The organism is Clostridium beijerinckii, assembly GCF_018223745.1.
Taxonomy (GTDB): Bacteria; Bacillota; Clostridia; order Clostridiales; family Clostridiaceae; genus Clostridium; species Clostridium beijerinckii.
Map to the genome: position 1 here is coordinate 4454220 of NZ_CP073653.1, position 16716 is coordinate 4470935.

Annotated in this window: 12 protein-coding genes; 4 read left to right on the top strand and 8 right to left on the bottom strand. The window is 30.2% G+C overall.

The features are described 5' to 3' along the window. Position 1 precedes the first annotated feature (1 nt). The 6 genes from KEC93_RS20220 to KEC93_RS20245 form a co-directional block, all read right to left on the bottom strand. Positions 2 to 1531 carry an ATP-binding protein gene (locus KEC93_RS20220; RefSeq protein ID WP_238892689.1) on the bottom strand — a complete coding sequence of 510 codons (1530 nt, stop codon included), beginning with the start codon at positions 1529 to 1531 and terminating at the stop codon, positions 2 to 4. 160 nt (positions 1532 to 1691) lie between these two features. Then, positions 1692 to 4586, bottom strand: a complete 2895-nt coding sequence (locus KEC93_RS20225; RefSeq protein ID WP_077868421.1) for a methyl-accepting chemotaxis protein — start codon at positions 4584 to 4586, stop codon at positions 1692 to 1694. 78 nt (positions 4587 to 4664) lie between these two features. Next, a complete protein-coding gene (locus tag KEC93_RS20230; RefSeq protein ID WP_077308871.1) occupies positions 4665 to 5168 on the bottom strand; it encodes a chemotaxis protein CheW in 504 nt (167 codons plus the stop codon). A gap of 23 nt (positions 5169 to 5191) precedes the next feature. Next, a complete protein-coding gene (locus KEC93_RS20235) occupies positions 5192 to 7255 on the bottom strand; it encodes a chemotaxis protein CheA (protein ID WP_077868420.1) in 2064 nt (687 codons plus the stop codon). 24 nt (positions 7256 to 7279) lie between these two features. Then, on the bottom strand, positions 7280 to 7633 hold the full coding sequence (locus KEC93_RS20240) for a response regulator (RefSeq protein ID WP_012060177.1): 354 nt from the start codon (positions 7631 to 7633) through the stop codon (positions 7280 to 7282). Between the two features lie 572 nt (positions 7634 to 8205). Beyond that, on the bottom strand, positions 8206 to 8991 hold the full coding sequence (locus KEC93_RS20245; protein WP_012060178.1) for a Cof-type HAD-IIB family hydrolase: 786 nt from the start codon (positions 8989 to 8991) through the stop codon (positions 8206 to 8208). Positions 8992 to 9179: 188 nt separating this feature from the next. Here KEC93_RS20245 and KEC93_RS20250 point away from each other — a divergent pair, with 188 nt between their 5' ends. After that, on the top strand, positions 9180 to 11444 hold the full coding sequence (locus KEC93_RS20250; RefSeq protein ID WP_077868419.1) for a glycoside hydrolase family 3 C-terminal domain-containing protein: 2265 nt from the start codon (positions 9180 to 9182) through the stop codon (positions 11442 to 11444). A gap of 151 nt (positions 11445 to 11595) precedes the next feature. On the opposite strand, the gene KEC93_RS20255 is transcribed toward KEC93_RS20250, so the two are convergent. Both KEC93_RS20255 and KEC93_RS20260 read right to left on the bottom strand, forming a co-directional pair. Continuing rightward, complete coding sequence (locus KEC93_RS20255; RefSeq protein WP_077308875.1) at positions 11596 to 12360, bottom strand: N-acetylmuramoyl-L-alanine amidase family protein; 765 nt, start codon at positions 12358 to 12360, stop codon at positions 11596 to 11598. Between the two features lie 104 nt (positions 12361 to 12464). Continuing rightward, positions 12465 to 13418 carry a DMT family transporter gene (locus KEC93_RS20260; RefSeq protein WP_077308877.1) on the bottom strand — a complete coding sequence of 318 codons (954 nt, stop codon included), beginning with the start codon at positions 13416 to 13418 and terminating at the stop codon, positions 12465 to 12467. Between the two features lie 315 nt (positions 13419 to 13733). On the opposite strand from KEC93_RS20260, the gene KEC93_RS20265 reads away from it, so the two are divergent. Genes KEC93_RS20265 through KEC93_RS20275 form a run of 3 tightly spaced genes read left to right on the top strand, consistent with a single transcriptional unit; the run spans position 13734 to position 16679 of the window. Further along, a complete protein-coding gene (locus tag KEC93_RS20265; protein WP_172462690.1) occupies positions 13734 to 14621 on the top strand; it encodes an acyl-CoA dehydratase activase-related protein in 888 nt (295 codons plus the stop codon). A 4-nt stretch (positions 14622 to 14625) separates the two neighbouring features. Then, positions 14626 to 15717, top strand: a complete 1092-nt coding sequence (locus tag KEC93_RS20270) for an acyl-CoA dehydratase activase-related protein (RefSeq protein ID WP_065418697.1) — start codon at positions 14626 to 14628, stop codon at positions 15715 to 15717. Beyond that, positions 15705 to 16679 (top strand): acyl-CoA dehydratase activase, encoded by a 975-nt coding sequence (locus KEC93_RS20275; RefSeq protein ID WP_077308881.1) that lies wholly within the window; start codon positions 15705 to 15707, stop codon positions 16677 to 16679. Before KEC93_RS20270 ends, KEC93_RS20275 begins: the two co-directional genes overlap by 13 nt. The last annotated feature ends 37 nt before the right edge of the window (positions 16680 to 16716 follow it).

Below are 16716 nucleotides of genomic sequence, written 5' to 3' on the forward strand. Positions count from 1 at the left end.
CTTATAAACTATTTGTAATTTTCTCGTAGTTATTTTTAATTCCCAACTCATCTTTCTTTCTTGCCGCAAGTTCAATTTTAAATGCTAAAATCTTAATATTATTCAAACTATTTTCTTCACAATATTCTTTTATTTCATGAGCTATATTTTCAATCTTAATGTAATCTTCTAGCGTTTTTTCTTTAATAAAATATCTCTCCATGCTATATAACCATTTTAACAACGTCTCCTTAATCTCTTTATCAACTATAATAAAATTATTATTATATGTAGTATTTCTTAAGAATAGTTGAATGGTGCTTTTTGCCTCTAAGTCGATGTTCTTTAGAGTCCTTTCTAAAATTTTTTTAAGTTTATTTATATCTATTGGTTTTGAAATATAGTCATCCATGCCTTGTGATAAAAATCTTTCTCGATCTCCCTTCAAAGCATAGGCCGTCATCGCTACAATAGGAATATGCCCTCCTGTTTTTATTTCATTTTTTCTAATTATCCTAACAGTTTCACTTCCATCTAATTCAGGCAATTGTACATCCATTAGAATTAAATCAAATCTGTAATTTTCAATAAATTTCAAAGCTTCAACTCCATTTGATGCAATCTTTATATTAATATATCCCAGCTCTTTCAACACTTTTTTAATCACTATCTGATTGATCTTATCATCTTCTACTACGAGAATTTTTTCACTCTTAGAATTTTCATCATTTATTTTTTGATGATCTAATTCTCCAATATCATTCATTGCCTTTTCTAATTTAATAGCAAAGTAAAATTTACTTCCAACTCCTTTTTCACTCTCTACTTCTATATTCCCGCCCATTAATTCTACAAGTTTTTTGGATATAGAAAGTCCAAGTCCCGTTCCTCCATATTTTCTTGTTATAGATCCATCAACCTGACTAAAACTCTTAAAAAGGTGTTGCATCTCATCTCTGCTAATTCCAATCCCTACATCTTCGACCACAAACTGAATTTCATATTGATTTTTACTTTTGTTTATCTTTCTTACTTTTATAATTACAAATCCAGATTCTGTGAATTTTACAGCATTAGAAACTAAATTATTTAATACTTGCTCAAGTCTATATACATCTCCAACTAAAACTTGCGGAATATTCTCATCAATCGTATAGTGAAGTTGTATATACTTTTCATTAGCCTTTGGCAAGTTAGTATATATTACATTTTTAATAAGAACTTGTATATTAAAATTCACATTCTCAATCAAGACTTTCTCTGCTTCAATTTTTGACAAATCTAAAATATTATTTATTAATGATAATAACGAATGAGCACAACTTTTTACAATACTCAGATTTTCTTTTTGCTCTTCTGTAAGATTAGTTGAAAGCGTCAAATCTGTCATACCTATTATTCCATTCAATGGAGTTCTTATTTCATGACTCATATTTGCTAGAAACTCACTTTTAGCTCTATTGGCCGCCTCTGCTGCTTCTTTAAGTTTGAAAAGTTCTTCTTTTGTCAGTGCTCGGTCAAACTTATACATATTTTCTCTTTCATTCCCCACAATATTCCCCAACCTTTCCCTTTAGATATATTAACTCCTGTTAATACTATCCTTATTTTAGAGGAATAAACCGCTTATCTTATCTCATTCTATATAATTAAGGTAGGAAGCAAAATAAAAATTTCTCTTAATTTTCTCTTCCTACCTTTATCTTTGTAGATTAGTATTTACCAAATTCACTATCACTTAGTTTTATTCTTTTTTTATTTGAAGTAACTGCCACTTCTTTATCTAGCGAGTTGTCTCCAATATCATACGATTGTCTCAATATATAGTTCTTACTATTTTTGCTTACTCTCCCTCTCGAATTATCATTTTTAAGTTTAAAACTAGAAACTAAATCTTTAAGCAGTTCTGATTGACTTGAAAGTTCCTCACTAGCTGCCGCACTTTCTTCAGCTGTTGCTGAGTTTGTTTGAACAACTTGTGATACTTGCTCTATTCCTAAATTTACTTGTGATATTCCAGTAGCCTGTTCATCTGAAGACGCTGCTATTTCTGATACAAGAGTCGCTGCTTTAGATACCCCATCAACTATTTCGTATAAAGCTTTTGCTGTATTATTAGCAATTTCAGTTCCATTTTCCGATTTCTTTATAGAACCTTCAATAAGAGCTGTTGTTTCTTTCGCTGCATTTGCACTCCTAGCTGCTAGATTTCTAACTTCTTCAGCAACTACTGCAAAGCCTTTTCCATGTTGTCCTGCCCTTGCGGCCTCAACTGCTGCATTTAGCGCAAGTATATTGGTCTGAAATGCTATTTCATCTATTACCTTTATAATTTTTGAAATATTCGCTGAAGATTCATTTATTTCACTCATAGATTTAAGCATTTCATTCATATGCCTACTTCCTTGTTCTGCATTTACTTTTACTTCAAGAGCTAACTCCTTAGCCTGATTCGCATTAAAAGCATTTTCCTTAGTTTGTGCTGCAATTTCGGTTATTGACGATGTCAATTGTTCTATCGCACTTGCTTGCTCTGTAGCTCCCTGTGATAATAACTGACTACCGTCTGAAACCTGGCTCGCACCTGTATAAACTTGTTCTGACACATTATTTATTTCACTAAGAACTGAATTTAATGAATCTATTATTGTATTTAGAGAAATTGATATGCTATTAAAATTACCATGAAACTCTTTTGCATTTTCAATATTGAGATTACCTTGTGAAATTTGTCCTATTATATCAGAAATCTCTCCAACAACACGTTTTAATCCATTTTCAGTCTCATTGACAGCTTTAGCTAGAATTCCGAATTCCCCTTTATAATTTTCACTTACTGGAACATCAAGGTTCCCTTTAGATATTTCACTCATAACACTTGTAACTTCCTTAATTGGTTCTACCATAGCTCCAATCAATTGATTTACGCCCTCTACAACCTGTTTAAAGTCTCCACTGTGCTTTGTTTCATCTGCTCTTATATCTAATTTTCCTTCTATCGCAGCATTTGACAGCATTTTGGCATCAAATATAAGATTATCTATTGCACTCTTAACATCTTTTAAACTATTAGATATTCCTTCAAATTGTCGGCTAACTTCATCAGTAAATTGATCTGCTTCTTTAATTTTTAAGTCAAAATTAGTATTTCCACATGCCAAAAGCTTTAGATTTCCCTCAAGTCTCTTAACTTCACCCTTTGTATAATCGCTTACCCTAATGATAGGTGTTAAATCCGTTACAACTTCCACATATCCTACATTCTCACCATTTTTATTCTTTAAGTAAGACGTATCTTGCTTATTGCTCATGCCACACCATTCAAAGAAACTTTCTGATTTTCCCTTATGTAGCTGTTTTATACCACATTTTTCAGTATTACATATATTAGCCCCCGCATGACTACACGCCAAACCGTAACCAGATTTTCGATCTCTAATGACACCTTGATTAATCATTAAATTTTCAAATGACTTGTTCATATACGTCCAATTCATATCATTGTCTGTAACGTGAATTGGGAAAGGTATAGCATCTATAATAGCCTCATACCAAACAGCCTTATCTACTACAGTATCTAAAGTTCCATTTACTCCATCTATTACTTTTCTGAAATCTCCTTCATGTTTTCCTGCATCAGCTCTTGTTTCAAACTTTCCTTCTATTGCCGAATTTGATAACATATTTACATCTGTCACAAGCATCCTTACATTTTCTACCACCTTATTTAATGCAGGAGCTATTTCATCTTTTTCATCTTTCGCAACTATATTAATATCCATGTTACCTTTAGCTATTTTATTCATAGCCCCTATAACATCATTCTGTAATGTCGTAGAAAACGAGTCCATAACTTTAGCCATTTGTCCTATTTCATCGTTAGTTGATATGTCTACCCTTTCACCAAGATGTCCTTTACTCATTTCACCAAGAATAGTTAATACTTTATTTATTGGTCTACTAATTAATCCCGATATTATAATTCCAAATACTAAGGCAATAACTATTCCCATAGAAATTACTACAAGCATTATAATAATTGCACTACTCGCAGCTTTTGAATTAATGTCAGCCTTCACTTTACCTTCTGCTTCTTTTAGCTCAATAAGTTTGGTAGCTGAATTATCAATATTACTAGAGAATATGCCCGCATCACCATTCATGATACCTACAGCCTCTGTATCCTTATTTTGCAACGCAAAATCAATAAATTTATCTCTAAGTGGTCTGTATTTATCCATATTTACTTTTAAATTATTATATTCATTAACTAATTCTTGATCTTTAAGGGTGAGCTTAAGCTCTTCCATAGCTTTATCTATTTCTTCATCATTTTTAGATATTATGTTCTTACTTTCATTATTTTTATATGTATCAGTTTCAATTAACAAAGTTCTGCACAATACCTTATTTTTTTGTAAATTTACTTGTATAGTACTGGCAAAACTAATAGCTTTTGTGTTGTCTTCATATAGATCACTATCTAATTTACTGATTTTTTGTAAATTAAAAATCCCCACCGATCCTACAATTCCCATTAATATAACAATTCCTAAAAACGCCGTTAAAATTTTACTCCTTATCTTTAAATTCAAAAACCACTTCATATTCTTTACCTCTCATCTTCTTCAAATTTTATCTGAACGTAATTTCATTAAAACTTACTTAATATGCTCTTATAATTGTTAACTTTCTCCATTTCCTAATTCTTCTATTTCATCATCTTCTAAAAGCCTATTACAATCTATAAGAAGCCTTACTTCATTCTGAATCTTTCCAATACCCTTTATATAACTATTTGAATTGTGTTTCTCTAAATTTACTTTTGGAGGAGGAGAAATATTACTTTCATCAATATTGGCAACCTCTATAACTTTATCTATTATTAAACCGATATCTATATTTTCAATTTCAACTACAATAATGCATGTCCTATCGTCATATTCTTTTTCCTCTTTTTTCAGTTTAATCCTGACATCCATCACTGGTATTATTTTTCCTCTTAGATTTATTACACCTTTAATATACTTAGGTAATTCCGGCACCTCTGTTATTGGCTCAACTCCTATTATTTCTATTACATATTTAATATCAATTCCATAGCACTCTTGACCGATCGAAAATATTAGGTATTTATCCTTTTGAGTATCTTCTTCATTTTCAATCATTACATCCACTAACTCTGACATTCTAATCCTCCCATAACGCAATTTTATAAGTTAACAATTTCAGATATATCTAATATTAAGCTTATAGTTGCATCTCCCAATAATGAACAACCACTTATTGCTTTCACCTTTTTTATATATTCTGGAAGTGCCTTAATAACAACTTGTTGCTCTCCAATAAGTTCATCTGCGAAAATACATTTTGCTTTACCTTGATCTTCAACCATAATTACAATACCATCTTCTATATTTACTACATTAGTTTTTATATTATAGAACTCATGAAGCTTTAATATAGAATAACATTCTCCTCTTATTAATATCATTTCATTATTATCTATATCTCTTATAATATCTTCCTTTTTTATAATGAATGATTGCCTTATTGAAGTAACAGGAATAGTAAAAACTGATTTTCCTACCTTTATTGTCATGCCATCAATAATCGCAAGAGTTAATGGAATTTTTATAGAAGTTGTTGTTTCTTCACCAGGTATACTATCGACTGTCACAATCCCCCTGATTTTTTCAATCTCCTTTGTAACCACATCCATTCCAACCCCACGTCCTGAAAATTCTGTAACATTTTCCTTGGTTGAGAAACCAGGTAGAAAAATCATTGAATATATCTCTCTATCTGTCAAATCGTTTTCCTTTACTTTTAGTAGTCCATTATCTTTTGCCTTTTTTAATATCTTATCTTTATTAAGGCCTTTACCATTATCTTTTATAATAATCCAAACTTCTCCACCAGTGTTTTTAGCCTCAATAGTTATTTTTCCAATTGAAGGTTTCCCATTTACTAACCTCTCTTCTTTGGTTTCTATTCCATGGTCCATTGAATTTCTTACTATATGCATTAATGGATCACCTATATGCTCAATTATATTTTTATCTACTTCTGTCTCTTGTCCTATTATTTCAAGTTCTACTTCCTTATTCAATTTCTTACACATATCTCTAACTATTCTATTCATTTTAGTTAATGTCGGGGCAAGTGATACCATTCTTATTGACATAACAACATCTTGAAGATCAGAAAGCCTTTTTCTATGCTGCCTCGCTGCCTTATTAAAACTATCCAATTGCAATTCAGATATTTCTGGATTTTTAGTTACCATCGCTTCTGAAATAACTAATTCTCCTACTAAATCCATTAACTTATCTAATTTATTTACATCTACGCTAATTAAACTTTGTTTATACGATAAGCTTTTAGAAGCTACTTTCTCATTGTCATTTGTATCATTAACTATATTATTAATTGACTTTATAATATCTTCTTGTGGTTTTTCGTTCTTCTTACTAAATTGCTCACTGAATTCAATTTCACTATAAAATTTGTTTATATCAACATTATTCAAAAAAGCATTTTCCATCAAAAGTGTTCTAATATCCTCAATACTTTGATTTGTCTTGAAAAATATTTTAAATCCCTGCTTCTTTATAATTTCACACGTATCATTATTTTCAATAATATCTTCAGGATAATAATATGAAACTTCAGAAATCTCTTTAAGCTGATGCACAACAGTAAAGCATCTTATATTCTCCATATCACATTCTTCATCAAAAAACAAAGTAGCACTAAATAAATTAAGGTTCGAATTTACCCTATCAGTGCTTAAGTAATATTTTTGTTCTACATCTTCCTCACTTACTAATTCATCTGACCCGCCATTTCCCGAATCTTCTGAATTTTCATCGTATGTTTTAAGGAGTTTTAAAAACCCCTTAACTTTCTCTATAAATAAAGTAAAATCTCCATCTGTGTCTTTATTATTATTTATTTTTTCTGTTTCTATTTTTATTAAATCGCTTCCTTCTAAAACTAAATCTGTAAGTTTTGAATAATCTATTTTCCCTGGCTTTGATTCTCTAATAAAATAGAATAAATCTTCTATAGTGTGAGAAAGATTAGAAATGTTATCAAACATCATCATCCCAGAAGAACCTTTAATTGTGTGCATTATTCTAAATATTTCATTTATAGCTTCTGTTTCTAGTCTCTTATTCTTTTCACTATCAATAATGAGTTGCTGAAGTTGTTCTATCATATCAAATGTTTCGAATATAAACATTTCTAGCATCGGTTCTCTAGTATCCATGCTTGTCCTCCTTAGTAAACACTCTTAAAACTTGCTTAATGCTTTAACAAGATAATCTTCTTTAAATGGTTTTACTACGAAACCTTTAGCCCCTTGAATTACAGCTTCCCTAATTTTGGTTTCTTGCCCCATAGCACTTAACATAATTACCTTAGCCTTTGAATCAAATTTCATTATTTCAGTTAATGCCTCAATGCCATCCATATCAGGCATCGTAATATCCATTGTCACAAGTTCAGGGTTTAGCATTTTATACATTTCAACAGCTTTACGACCATTTTCTGCTTCCCCAACAACTTCATAACCATTTTTTTCAAGCATTGTTTTTAAAGATAACCTCATAAATGCAGCATCATCAACTACAAGTATTCTTTTCATAAATAATCCCCTCCAGTTTCATCATAACTTCATTAAGATAATAATATTTCAATCTATATTACTACATAATCCTTCCAATCTATTTAAATAATAGCCTTTTATAAATTATATTAAAAATAATTGCAAGCATATTTTATTTGCAAACGTTTATAGGTGAAATACTTGCATAAATTGGTTGTATTATGTAAACAACTATCTGATTATAATTTAAATGATTTATCTTTAAAAGTCAATGCTTGTATTATTCTGTCTGTTTGTTCTAAAAATTAAGCATATTTGTATATTCTTACTATACCAATGTTTCATATTTACAACATTTTTTTAACATAATATTATTTTTTATCAAATCAAACATAAAGTGTAAAATAAGCCAGTATAAATAATAAAACAACTATCCAATTGCCCTCTAATTGGATAGTTGTTTATATTTGGCTGATAACTCTCAACTAATTTTACTTATATTTTAATTCTAAATAAATTTATATACAGTGAAAAATATATAATTTATATTAGTACTGCTAAAATTACTAGTGACATAATTTCAATATCATACTCAGTTATTAATTATATTGCTATATTAATTTAAACTGTTTTAATCCTTTATAAATACCATCATTTTCAATATTATCTGTTTTATATTTTACAACATCAAGAATCTCAGGACTACTGTTTCCCATTGCAACTCCATATTTAACATATGTTAGCATATCTATATCATTTAAACTATCACCAAATGCATATGTATTTTCAATATCAATTTCTAAACGCTCTATAATCGCCTCTATTCCCTTTACCTTAGAAAATCCTTTTGGTACTAATTCAATAAATTCTGAACTATGACATATGCAGTCAAAATCCTTTTCTATTATTGAATATGCTTCTTTAAAATTACTATTCTCATATGTTCTGCATGTAATTTTATTGAAACTATGTTCATTTCCTGTTATTGGCTTTATTTTTTCCCTATATTTATTTTTAAACATCATTATTGAAGATCTTTTATCATCGATAAATTCCTCCTCATCCATATATAAATAATCTTGTCCTTCTAGAATGCAAAATACTTTATTATTTTTTAAAGCACTTATTGCATTATCCGCTATTTGCTTTTCCAAATCTATGTTATAAACTACGTTTCCATCATATTCTACATAACAACCACAAGATGCGAGTATTCCATCAAACCCAATATCAATTAGATCTTGTGAAATCATTGCTCTTGCCCTTCCAGTTGATATAAAAGCAAGATGACCATTCTCCCTTAGCTGCCTAATACCTTTTATTGTACTCTTTGGCACACCAACTTCATGATTATATAGTGTCCCATCTATATCAAAAAAAACTGCCTTCTTTCCCATTCTTACCTCCTTAAAAAACAATTACATTCACAACTATATCATACATTAATAACCAAAAAAGTTAAAGGTAATATATATTATTTACTTTAAATATATAATAATGAGAGCTAAATTTTCCTTAAAATATGTTGCAATTTAATTTCAAATGTATAAATTAATACTATTAAGAAAGATAAGGTGGTATCTGAGTGGATATAAAGAAATTAATCAATGAAATGACCTTAGAAGAGAAAGCCTCTCTCTGTTCTGGAAAAAACCTTTGGGAAACTAAAGAAATTGAAAGATTAGGAATTCCTTCAATAACTTTTGCGAATGGTCCCTATGGATTATCAAAAATAAACTGTGATTCTTATGACCCTGTTCCAGCTACATGTTTTCCTACGCCTACTGCCTTGGCCGCAACTTGGGATGTTAATCTTGCTTATTCTGTCGGAAAAGCTATTGGTGAAGAATGCTTAGCTGAAAATGTTAATATTCTCTTTGGTCCTGCTGTAAATATTCAACGTTCTCCATTAAGCGGAAGAAATTTTCAATATTTTTCAGAAGATCCAGTTCTAAGTGGTGAAATGGGTGCAGCTTTTATAAATGGAATCCAAAGTGAGGGTATTGGCGCATGTGTTAAATATTACATTGGAAATAACCAGGAATCACATAGACAAAATATTAATAACATAATTGATGAACAAACTTTAAATGAAATTTATTTATCAAACTTTGAACGGGTAATAAAAAATTCTAATCCCTTCGCTGTAATGGTTGCTTACAATAAAATAAATGGAATACCTTGTACCGAAAATGACTATTTGTTAATCGATATTTTAAGAAATAGATGGAATTTTGACGGATTAGTTTTATCAGACTTATATGCAGTAAATTCAATAATAAATTCATTACAGGCTGGATTAGACTTAGAATTTCCAAACTCACCTAATAATACAAAACAAATTATAGAAGCTGTACTTAGTGGTACTTTAGATTCATCAATCCTTGATAATGCTATTGAAGATATATTAAATACTATATCTAAAGTTATTAAACCTGTAAAAGAATGTGAATGCAATATTTATGACAAAGAAAAACATAATGATTTAGCAAGAGAAGTTGCTGAAGATAGCATTGTCCTTTTGAAAAATAAACGTAATCTTTTACCTTTAAAAAAAGATAGGTTAAAAAATAGGAAATTAGCCATAATTGGAGAATATGCAAAAGAAACAAGATGTCAAGGTGATGGTAATTCTAACGTCATACCTATAATGTTTGAAAATGCCTATGATGAAATAGTAAAACTCGTCGGAAGTTCCGTCAAAATATATTATGAAAAAGGTTATAATACTTCTAAAAATTCAGAAGATGATGATAACACACTTCTTGCAGATGCAAGAAAAACTGCACGTACCGCGGATATAGTTATATTATTTGTAGGAACTCCACAATACTATGATAAAGAATATGCTGACAATGTAAACCTAGATCTCCCCACTGATCAAGTGAAATTAATTAAGGAAATAGGTAAAGTCCAGAAAAATTTAATTGTAGTACTTAGCAATGGATCTCCAGTTACTATATCATCTTGGGCCAAATATGCTGATTCTATTTTAGAAACCTGGCTTCCAGGACAAGCAAGTGGAGGTGCTCTTGCAGAAATCCTATTTGGCATCGCTAATCCATCCGGTAAATTACCAACTACTTTCCCTATACAATTGTCAGACACTCCAACATATTTAGATTATATAGATTCAGAAAATAATTTACAGTATAAAGAAGGGGTTTTTGTAGGCTATAGATATTATGATAAAAAAAATATGAATGTTGAATTTCCTTTTGGATTCGGATTGTCCTATACTACTTTTAAATATAGCAGCTTAACTCTTGATAAAGATATATTAACTGATAATGATACATTAGAAATTAAACTTAAAGTAAAAAATACTGGAAAATATTTTGGTAAAGAAATTGTACAGTTATATATAAAGAATACTGATAGTAACATTTTAAGACCTGAAAAAGAATTAAAAGCCTTTACAAAAGTATCTCTTTTTCCAGATGAAGAAAAAGAGGTGAGTTTTTTGATTGATACAAAAGATTTTTCTCACTATGATATAAACACAAATAGCTGGGTAATTGAAAGCGGTCCTTATGAAATTTTAATTGGTAAATCTTCTAGAGATCTTCCTTTATCTAAAAACATTTATGTTCAGTCACCATATCTACCTAAGACTAATTATACTAGAGATACACTCGCACAAGATTTTCTCATTAATCCAAAAACTAAGGAAATTGTAGAGCCTTTATTAAGCAGCGCTGCTCAATCCATAACTTCTGATACAAATGCGCAAGAAAAGCTTATAAATTACTTTAAAAATATTCCTATAGGAAGATTTACTACCTTAAGTAATGGAACATTCACCGAAAAAATGCTAAATGATCTTTTATATTCTGCGAATGAAGCTTAATTATAGAATATCTTCATTTATAATTCAAAATAAAATTACAACAATATATCTAAAAACTATATATTAGTGTATTCACATTAAAAAGAACATGTTTCATATAAGTATTTATCAACTTAATACCAAAACATGTTCTTCATTTTCATTATTATATTTATATAACAGTTTTTATAGATTCAGCAATGTTTTCTGCTAATTTTTGCTGACTCACTGGATCCGAACACCTTTTCGCCTCTTCCTCGTTAGTTATAAATCCTGCTTCCACAATTACTGATGGCATATTTGTGCTTTTTATGAATAGTCTGCTATCCTTTGCACCTCTATCATTAAAATTAAACTTCTTAACAATATTGTTATCAATAACTGTTGCTACGTTCTTACTTATCGTTAACTTGTTAGGAGATACCCCACCTTTAAAATTTTGACTTTGCTGTGCCGAACTATAATAAACTTCTACCCCTTTTGCGTCTGGAGCATCCTTTACAGCATTATGGTGTATACTTACAAATAAACTTGCATTTGCTGTATTGGCAATTGTAATTCTATCTTTAAGACTCTGATTTGTCCCTATCGTTTGTACTTCCTTAGGATATCTAGTCATTACAACATTATATCCTCTTTTCTCTAATTCCGTTTTTAACTTAGATGCAACCTGCATATTTAAATCTACTTCTTTATACGTTATGCCTTTAATTGTAGATGCAGCTCCTAGATCACCACCGTAGTTATGACCTGGATCAACCACTATTGTCTTTTTCTTTTTATCAAGGTTAGCTATAGCGGTCATTGCCTGGTTGCTTAAAGTGCTTTGTGTTGATGTTGATGCTTGTACACGTATTGCTGGAGCCAAACTTGACACTATTGCAAAACCAAGTACGAAAGTAACTAATTTCACCTTAAAATTATCCAACTTTCTCATCCCCCTCTATAGTAAATATTACCAGAATATTTTACATAATTAAAGAAGAATTTGAAAGTTTTAACTTTAATCCATTAGAAAGAAGACTAATACATTCATATAGCTTATTGTTCAAAAGAACCAACAGTTGGTGTAAACTCTTCTGAATTAAGCTTTTTTTGATAATAATTTGTTCCCCATACACCCACTAGAATCATCACTGATCCTATTACATGGTATAATTGGAAGTTTTCATGTAATACGAGCACACCAGCTGCGATAGATACTATAGTTGATATATTGGCAAATACAGCTGATCTAGAAGCTTCCATTTTAGAAAGCGTATAATTAGCCAGAAAATATGCTACAACTGAAGATAATATTCCAAGATATAATATAGATACTATAAAGTTTATACTTCTTAATGGTATAAAATATTCTGATAAATTTGCATTTATCACGTGATTAGTAATTGAAACAATATTAAAAAATATAGCTCCAATAAGCATCATAAAGTATGTTACTTCAATCGCTGTAAATTGTTGTGATATTTTTCTTGCTATTATATTAAATAATGCAGCTGAAAATACAGCTCCTCCTAGAAGGATAATTCCTAATAGAGTACTCCCTCCTGAATCATTAGAATTTTCCATAAGAATTATCAGTATTACTCCAGATACCGAAAGTATTATACTTACGATTTGCTTAGGAGATGGTTTTTCTTTTAATAGATACACAGCTAAAACTGTCACAACTATTGGTATAAGAGCAATCATAAGTCCGCCTAAAGACGAAGATGTTTTCTTAATTCCATAGGTTTCAAATATAAAGTAAACTATAGGCTCTATAACAGCCAAAATAATAAGCCACTTCATAGGCTTATTTTTATAATTTACCTTTATTACTTTTAAAAATATCAAAATTGTCATTATTAGCAAAGCTGCTAAGAATCTAAACGAAAGTAATTCTATTGGCGTAGCTACACTTAATGCTTGCTTCGAAAATAAGAAGCTTAATCCAAAAATAAAATTAGTTATTATAGCAGTAAAGTATGGAATTATATGTGATTTATTTTTCATATTTATGTCATTTCCTTCCTTGTACATAGATCTTAAAATATGAACTTAAGAGGTCAAGAACTCAAAAGTTATTATAGATCCCTTAAATATATAAATTTCCAAGTAAGTATACTATAAAAAAATACCATCTACAACAATTTATATAGATATATCTAAAAGTACTTTCTTGTTTTTAATATTAGATAAAATGGTATTTTAATAATTTAATGTAAAACTTTAAAGTAAAATATAAATTAATCCAATTTTTATGAATAATTCTAGTAATTTTGAAAAAAATATAATAATGAGCATGAATTTTATAGGAGTGAAATGTATATGAAGGTTGGAATTCCCAATGGATTATTAAATTACAAATATTCTGCTTTCCTTGAGAAGTTCTTTTCTGAACTTGGTGCAGATATTGTTAGATCACCAGATACAAACAAAACAATATTAGATGAAGGTGTAAAGAATTGTGTAAATGAAGCATGTTTGCCTATTAAAATTTTTCACGGTCATGTAAATGCAATAAAAGATAAATGTGATTTAATGGTTATCCCTAGAATTATGCAATTAAGTGAACATGAATTTATCTGTCCAAAATTTTGTGGCTTACCTGAAATGATCATAAATAGCATTCCCAATATGCCAAAAGTTACTATGGTTCCTATTTATGCAACGTCAAAAGAAAAATTATATAAATGGATAGTTTCAACTGGAAGCCTAATAACAACAAACAAAAAAAGAATTCGGGATGCTTATGATAAAGCTTTAATAGCACAAGATGAATATGAAATAGGAATTAAAAGCGATGGATATAAATTAAATATAGCTCTAATTGGCCATCCTTACAATATTTATGATAAATTTGTGAATATGAACTTAGTGAAAAAATTAAATAAATTAGGTGTTGGTATTATAACGGAAGAATTTATAGACGAAGCCTCTATTGCTGACAAAACAACTGAATTATTTAAAAGACCTTTCTGGACATTTGCAAAAAATGCTTATGGGGCATCTACATACTTAGCAGAAAATAAAAAAATTAACGGTATAGTATACATATCTTCGTTTGCTTGTGGTATTGATTCTGTTGTTATAGCTCTTATAAAACAAAAAGTGAAAGATTTTCCTTTCTTAGTATTAAAAGTTGATGAACATACTGGAGAATCTGGATTTAACACAAGAATAGAAGCCTTTGTCGACATGTTAGAAAGGAAGTAATGTTATGAAAATTATGACGCCTCATTTAGGAAATACATATCTGGTTACTAAAGCAGTGTTTGATACTCTTGGTATAGACTATATAATTCCGGAATTCAACAGTAAAAAATCATTAGAAATAGGATCTATGTATTCTCCAGATGATATGTGCCTCCCATTTAAACTTATGATGGGAAATTACATACAGGGAATCGAACAAGGCGCAGATACAATAATAATTACTGGAAGCTGCGGACCTTGCAGATATGGAGAATATTGCGAACTCCAAATAAACACTCTAAAAAAATTAGGACATAATTTAAATTTTATTGTATTAGATAAACCGTCAGAAATAGGCCCAAAAGAATTTCTAAATAGGATATCTTCCATCTCATCTAGCAGCAATAAAAATATGCCGCAAAAGCTAAATGCATTACGCATAGGATTTAAAGTTTTAAATCTAATAGATAAAATAGAGGCAAAAGCACATTACTTAGCAGGGTATGAAAAAAATAAAAATGAATGTAAAAAACTCTTAAGCAATTGTAAAATTGATGCCGAAAATAGTAATAGTCCTAATGATATGATAAAAATACTAAACAAATATGATAAAAGACTAGATTCCCTAGAGATATGTAGTGATAGGAATCCAATAAAAGTAGCAATAATAGGAGAAATCTATACAATAATAGAGCCATTTTCGAACCTTTTTATTGAGGATAAACTTATGGAATATGGAGTTTCAACCCAAAGAAAACTTACGCCAAGCTGGTGGGCTAAAAACTCTATTATGTCAGTTGTTGGAATGAATTCTTTAGACATACGAAAAGCTTCTAAAGAATATCTTCCATTATATATTGGAGGACACGCACGAGAATGCATTGGAGAAGCAGTAATGGCGGCACATGATGGCTTTGATGGTGCCATACAAATATTCCCTATGGGATGTATGCCAGAAATTGTTTGCAAAGCTGTGCTTCCTTCCATATCTAAAGATAAGAATTTCCCTATTTTAACTCTTGTAGTTGACGAAATGACGGGTGAAACAGGATATATTACAAGAATAGAAGCATTCCTAGATCTATTGGAAAGGAGAAAGCAAAAATGTATTATTTAGGTGTTGATGTTGGCTCAGTAAGTACTGACATTGTTCTTTTAGATAATAATCTGAATGTCGTAGATAAACTATATTTAAGAACAAAAGGAAAGCCAATAAATGCGATCCAACAGGGGTTTAAAATCTTGAAAGAGAAATATGATGATGAACAAATTAAAGCTGTTGGTACTACAGGTAGTGGAAGACAAATCGCATCCTCTATCCTTGGAGCAGATGCAGTAAAAAATGAGATAACAGCTCACGCATGTGCTGCACTTGCTATAGATAACGATGTTAGGACAATTTTAGAAATAGGGGGACAGGATTCAAAAATAATAATATTAAAAGATGGAGTTGCTATAGACTTTGCGATGAACAATGTCTGTGCAGCTGGAACTGGATCATTCCTTGATAGGCAAGCTGAAAGATTAGGAATTCCAATAGAAGAGTTCGGAGATTATGCTTTAAAATCAACAACTCCACTAAGAATAGCTGGAAGATGTGCAGTTTTTGCCGAGTCTGATATGATACACAAACAACAGCTTGGTTATAATGAGCCTGATATTATAAACGGGTTATGCGAAGCCCTTGTTAGAAATTATCTCAATGATATTGGGAAAGGAAAAGAAATATGCCCTAAAATATTCTTTCAAGGTGGTGTAGCAGCTAACAAGGGTATGAAGGCATCTTTTGAAAAAGCTTTAGGATGTGAAGTATACATTCCTGAACATTATAATGTTATGGGCGCCATAGGTGCCGCAATTATTGCTAAAGAAACTGTTGACAAGACCGGCGCTACTAACTTTAGAGGCTTTGATATTGCTGATTCTAGTTTTATATCCACTAGCTTTGAATGTGAAGGCTGCTCTAATCGGTGCGAAGTTGTACGAATAGAAGATGATAGTATAATAATAGGATGCTTTGGAGATCGCTGTGGAAAATGGACCAATACCATTAATGAAAATATTACTAAAGGTGCTTAATCATAAAAACATAATTGTTTCTTACATAATTAAGGAT